Source organism: Bradyrhizobium sp. (assembly GCF_019242285.1).
Taxonomy (GTDB): Bacteria; Pseudomonadota; Alphaproteobacteria; order Rhizobiales; family Xanthobacteraceae; genus Bradyrhizobium.
The window spans coordinates 1-5100 of the sequence record NZ_JAFAVV010000163.1 but is presented as its reverse complement, the minus strand read 5'-3'; the positions used below and the strand labels follow the sequence as shown (position 1 = coordinate 5100).

The following is a 5100-nucleotide window of genomic DNA, read 5'->3' as shown; positions in this document are numbered from 1 at the left end:
GATCGCATCCAGGCCCGCCGTCAGATCGAACACGGGCTCGTAGGGCGGCTGCGCGATCGCGGTCTGCGACAGGCTGATCTTCAGCACGAAGCCGAACGGTATCAGGAAGAACAGCACCATCCAGAGATAGGGCGCGATCGCGGCACGACGCGCCGGTCGGGCGAAGATGTCGCGCGCGCTCATTGCTCCAGCACCATGCAGTCGTCGGGCGTGAACCACGCCACCACGCGCTGGCTCAGGCCATAGGCATCGGTGTCCAGCCGCGCGGTGTTGGCCATCGACGAGCGGACCACGGCGCCGGAATCGAGCTTGACCTTGTAGGTGGTCGTGCCGCCGAGATAGCTGACGTCGGTGACGACGCCTTCGAGCCGGTTGATCGCATGCGCGTGCGCAGAGTCCGGAGCGGGGCCGCGGCGCGACAGCTTGACCTTCTCCGGGCGGATCGCGACCGCGAGGGTCGTTCGGGTGACGGGCTGCCTCGGCTCGGCGGCCACGATGGTGCCGGCGTCGCGGGTAGCAACGACGATGCGATGGTCCTCGCGCGAGGTGACCTGGCCGTCGAACAGGTTGATGTCGCCGATGAACTCGGCGATCCAGCGCGAGGCCGGCGCCTCGTAGACCTGGCGCGGGCTGGCGACCTGATCGAGCCGGCCAGCATCCATCACGCCGATCCGGCTCGCCATCGTCATCGCCTCCTCCTGGTCATGGGTGACGATGATGAAGGTCATGCCGAGCCGCCGCTGCAACTCCATCAATTCGAGCTGCGTGCTTTCACGCAGCTTCTTGTCGAGGGCCGCCAGCGGCTCGTCGAGCAGCAGTACCTGCGGCCGCAGCGCCAGCGAGCGCGCCAGCGCCACGCGCTGCTTCTGGCCGCCGGAGAGCTGGTCGGGCCTGCGCTTCTCGAGGCCGCCGAGCTTGACGAGGCCCACCATCTCGGCGACGCGCGCATCGATATCGGAGCGCATCAGGCCGGCGCGCTTCAGCCCGAAGGCGATGTTGTCGCGCACCGACAGATGCGGAAACAGCGCGTAGCTCTGGAACATCATGTTGATCGGCCGCCGGTGCGGCAACACATGCGCGATGTCCCGGCCCGACAGCAGGATGCGGCCCTCGTCCGGGCTCTCGAAGCCGGCGAGCATCCGAAGCAGCGTGGTCTTGCCGCAGCCGCTCGGGCCGAGCAGCGCAAAGAACTCGCCGGGCCTGATGTCGAGCGAGACGCCGTCGACGGCGCGAAAGCTGCCGAATTTCTTCACCACGGCCTCGATGCGCAAGAGCGGCATCTCGACCGGCACCGGCAGCGCAGCAGGCTTGGCCGGCGCAGGCTCGGTCACTGCCGGCTCGGCTTCCGCAGCCTCCGTCGTTGCCTCGTCTTTCGCTGCGCCCTCTACCATCTTCCCGCCGGCCCAATCCTGGCGGCAAGCTAGCGGCGGACGGTCACGGGCTCAACTGCCGCGCGGTGTATCCTGTCCAAAATCCACTTTCTTCGGCATGCCGGGGGCTTATTGTTCATCACATGACAAAGCTCTTGGATAAGGCTCTCGAAGCCGCCCGCGCTCTTCCGCCCGACGCTCAGGACGACATTGCACGTATTATCCTTCAACTGGCCGGCTCGGACGACGAAGCGCTCGTAACACTCTCGCCCGACGAGGAGGCCGCGATCACCGCATCGAGCGAGGCGGCGGCACGAGGTGAATTCGCCACCGAGGCACAGGTCCGTGCGATCTGGGCCAAGTACGGCCTGTGAAGCTACGGCCTGTGAAGCTCCGTTACACCCTACCCGCGCTCGCCGACCTCGATTCGATCCTCAACCAAATCTCAGCAGCTTCACCACACGGTGCATAGCGAGTTCAAAAGCGCATTCAGACCCTCATCGACCGGCTTTCGGAGCATCCTGAAATCGGCGTCCGGACAAGGGATGCCAGAATACGTCGATTGACGACGTCGCCCTACCCTTTCCTCGTATTCTACGAGATCACTTCGGACGAGATCGTCATCCATGCGACCGCCATGGTGCACGCAATCCATCAAGCATGCCAGGTTCCGAATAGTCCGACGGACCTCAACCACACGTCGCCATGAACGCCGCCAACGCCTTCTGCCCCTCCGCCGGCATGCTTAGCCCCAGCTTGGTCCGGCGCCAGAGAATATCCTCCGGAAAACGCGCCCATTCCCTCGCCATCAGGTAGCGCACCTCGGTCTCGGTCAGTTCGGGACCAAAGCTCGCGCCGAGGTCGGCGCGGCTTTTGGCCTCGCCCAGCACCACCGAGAGCCGCGTGCCGTAGGCGCGGACCAGGCGCTGCGCTTCCGGCTCGGTCAGGAACCGCCAGCGCTCGCGGGCGCGCTCGACCTCGTCGTCGAACTGCTCCCAATCGAAGTCGCCGCCGGGCAGCGGGGCAGTCGCCGTCCAGCGCGGCGTCATCGGATAGAACGGGGTCAGCTCGGAGACCGCCCGCTCCGCGCGCAGCCGCGAGGTCGTGACGTCGCCGCCGAACATCGTCAAGAGCGGCGCCTTGCCGCGGCGATGATGGAACATCATCCCGCCGTCCCGCACCGGCCGGTCGCCGTCACGCAGCGGCGCCAGGTTGGCGCCGGAGACCGCGCGCAGCACGTCGGTGGGATAGAGCTGCTCGCGAAAATAGCGGTTCGCCGCGCCGCAGAGATAGGCGATGTCGGCAGCGCTCATCGCAACGATGGCCGGATCGCCCTTGAAGCCGTGAGTGACGGTGCCGATCAGCGTGCAATCCCGCTCATAGGGGCTCGCAAAGATCAGCCGGCCATCGCCATTCTGGAACACGTAGACGTTGTCAGGCTGGAACAGGCGGCGTACCACGATCTGGCTGACCTGGACCGCGGCAAGCTTCGGCGCGGGCTCGCGCAGCACGATCTCCGCCACCGCAGCCGCCCAGGCGCCGGTCGTGTTGGCGAGCGCCCGGGACATGATCACCTTCCGATGCCCGCGGTCGATCACGACCAGCCGCCAGAACTCGCCGCGATCCGCGCGCACGCAACGCGCGCCGGTGCAGATGGTGGCGCCCCGCGCCGCGGCGTCGAGAGCGAGCGTGACCACCAGGCGGGAATCGTCGACCACGCAATCGGAATATTCGAAGGCGGTGCCGAACGGCCGCTTCAGGGCGTCGCCGAGCGGATGATGGGTGACGTCCACCGTCTCCGCGGCGGGCAGACGGGTGCGGGAGGCCAGATGGTCGTAGAGCCAGAGACCGGAGCGCAGCAGCGCCAGCGGGCGCTCCGCGGCGTGGGCCGGGATGGCAAAGCGCATCGGGCGGACCAGATGCGGCGCGATCTTGAGCCATTTCTCGCGCTCGGCGAGCTGGCGGTGGACACGCTGGAAGCCGCGCCGCTCCAGCACGGCGAGGTCGCCATGAACCAGCCGCGGCGTCGCCGAGGAAGCGCCGGCGCCGAGATCGCCCTGCTCGAACAGGATGACGCGCAGGCCGCGCCCCGCCGCATCACGTGCCACGCTGACGCCGTTGAGCCCGCCACCGATGATCGCCAGATCGTAGTCCGCCATGCGCGCACTCTACAGCGCGACGGTGCGGCGAACGCGTGGCCGCCGCACCACACCGGCGATCTTTAGCGAAGGCCCTCCGAAAGCTCAGCCGGTCTTGCGCACCGGCGCCACGACGGGCGCGCCGGTGCGGCCGACGGCGGCGACATATTGGGCGATCGGCAACGGCTTGCCGAGCAGATAGCCCTGCACCGAGTCGCAGCCCTCCTCGGCGAGGAAGGCGAGCTGCTCGATGGTTTCGACGCCTTCGGCGACGATGGACATTTCCAGGCCGTGGCCGAGATCGATCACGGCGCGGACGATCGCCGCCGATTGCGGGTTGCGGCCGAGATTCATGACGAAGGTGCGGTCGACCTTGATCTTGTCGAACGGGAACGCCTGCAGATAGCTCAGCGAGGAATAGCCGCTGCCGAAATCATCCATGGAAATGCGCACGCCCAGCGCCTTCAGCCGCCGCAGCAGCGCCAGGCCGCGGTCGAAATCCTCGATCAGCACGCCCTCGGTGATTTCGAGCTCGAGCCGGCCCGGGGACAGCCCGGTCTCGAGCAGGATCGAATGCACCAGCCCGACGAGATCGCCGTGCATGAACTGCGCCGGCGACAGGTTCACCGCGATCTGCAGCGGCTTCCGCCAGGACGCCGCCTCGCGACAGGCCTCGCGCAGGATCCACTTGCCCATCTCGACGATCAGGCCGCTTTCCTCGGCGAGCGGGATGAAATCGCTCGGTGGCACGAAGCCGCGCACCGGGTGCAGCCAGCGCGCCAGCGCCTCGAAACCGATGATCTCGCTGCCGGCGACGGTCTTCGCCGCCATCGTGAGCGGCTGGAAATACAGCGACAGCTCGCCGTTCCTGATCGCGACGGAGAGCTCCTGGTGCAGCATCCGACGGTCGCGGATCTGCTGGTCCATCTCCGGCTCGTACAGGCTGATTGTGCCGCGCGATTTCTGCTTGGCGCGGAACAGCGCCGCGCCGGCATTGGCGAGCAGCGAGGCGGCATCCGATCCGTTGTGCGGGAACACGGAGATACCGACGGTGACGCCGGTGCGTACCGACTTGCCGTCGATCGGAAATTCATTGGCGAGCGCCTCGGTCAACTGCTCGGCCAGCGCCTTGCCGGCCTCCGGCTGCTTGCCGTCGATGATCAGGCCGAACTCGTCGCCGGACAGCCGCGCCACCACGCCGCCGCGCGCCGAGGCCTGAAACCGCTGCGCCACCTCGATCAGGAGCTTGTCGCCGGTGGCATGCCCGAACACGTCATTGACTTCCTTCAGCCCGTCGAGGTCGACGCAGAGCACGGCGAATTCCTCGTCGGTGCCGGCGCAAGCCTCGATCATCTGGGTCAGCGCCTGCAGGAACGCCGCACGGTTCGGCAGGTCGGTCAGGCCGTCGTGATAGGCCATGTGCGCCATGCGCGATTCGGTCTGGCGGCGATCGGTGACGTCCTCGTGGGTCTTGATCAGATATTGCGGCTGGCCGGCCTCGTCGAGCACGGTCATGCGGCGGGTCAGGAACAGCCTGAGGCCGTCCTTGGTCGAGATCGGGTGCTCCTCGGTGAGCAGGTCGCGTTTCTTGA

The 5100-nt window shown here is 67.3% G+C and carries 5 protein-coding genes and 1 pseudogene; 2 read left to right on the top strand and 4 right to left on the bottom strand.

Annotated features, from left to right (window positions below; all coding sequences use genetic code 11):
• Together JOY90_RS06000 and JOY90_RS05995 are read right to left on the bottom strand one after the other, a co-directional pair.
• Nucleotides 1–183, bottom strand: a pseudogene (locus tag JOY90_RS06000) (putrescine ABC transporter permease PotH); the annotation flags it as partial.
• The gene (locus tag JOY90_RS05995; protein WP_291690230.1) at nt 180–1280 is read right to left on the bottom strand and encodes an ABC transporter ATP-binding protein; all 1101 of its coding nucleotides are present in this window, start codon (nt 1278–1280) and stop codon (nt 180–182) included. The pseudogene JOY90_RS06000 and the gene JOY90_RS05995, both read right to left, overlap by 4 nt.
• A gap of 233 nt (nt 1281–1513) precedes the next feature.
• Between JOY90_RS05995 and JOY90_RS05990 the strand changes: the two genes are divergently transcribed.
• Nucleotides 1514–1744 carry a hypothetical protein gene (locus JOY90_RS05990; RefSeq protein WP_291690228.1) on the top strand — a complete coding sequence of 77 codons (231 nt, stop codon included), beginning with the start codon at nt 1514–1516 and terminating at the stop codon, nt 1742–1744.
• Between the two features lie 113 nt (nt 1745–1857).
• Complete coding sequence (locus JOY90_RS05985) at nt 1858–2079, top strand: hypothetical protein (protein WP_367276885.1); 222 nt, start codon at nt 1858–1860, stop codon at nt 2077–2079.
• On the opposite strand, the gene JOY90_RS05980 is transcribed toward JOY90_RS05985, so the two are convergent.
• Nucleotides 2060–3529, bottom strand: a complete 1470-nt coding sequence (locus JOY90_RS05980) for a glycerol-3-phosphate dehydrogenase (protein WP_291690227.1) — start codon at nt 3527–3529, stop codon at nt 2060–2062. The genes JOY90_RS05985 and JOY90_RS05980 overlap by 20 nt on opposite strands.
• An 84-nt stretch (nt 3530–3613) precedes the next feature.
• Nucleotides 3614–5100 (bottom strand): EAL domain-containing protein (locus JOY90_RS05975; protein ID WP_291690226.1); only part of this gene is annotated, 1487 nt, incomplete at its 5' end.

Excerpts from the sequence above, each read along its gene's own strand:
- JOY90_RS05995 (WP_291690230.1), bottom strand. The coding sequence starts at position 1,280 with ATGCCGCTCTTGCGCATCGAGGCCGTGGTGAAGAAATTCGGCAGCTTT.
- JOY90_RS05990 (WP_291690228.1), top strand. The coding sequence starts at position 1,514 with ATGACAAAGCTCTTGGATAAGGCTCTCGAAGCCGCCCGCGCTCTTCCG.
- JOY90_RS05980 (WP_291690227.1), bottom strand. The coding sequence starts at position 3,529 with ATGGCGGACTACGATCTGGCGATCATCGGTGGCGGGCTCAACGGCGTC.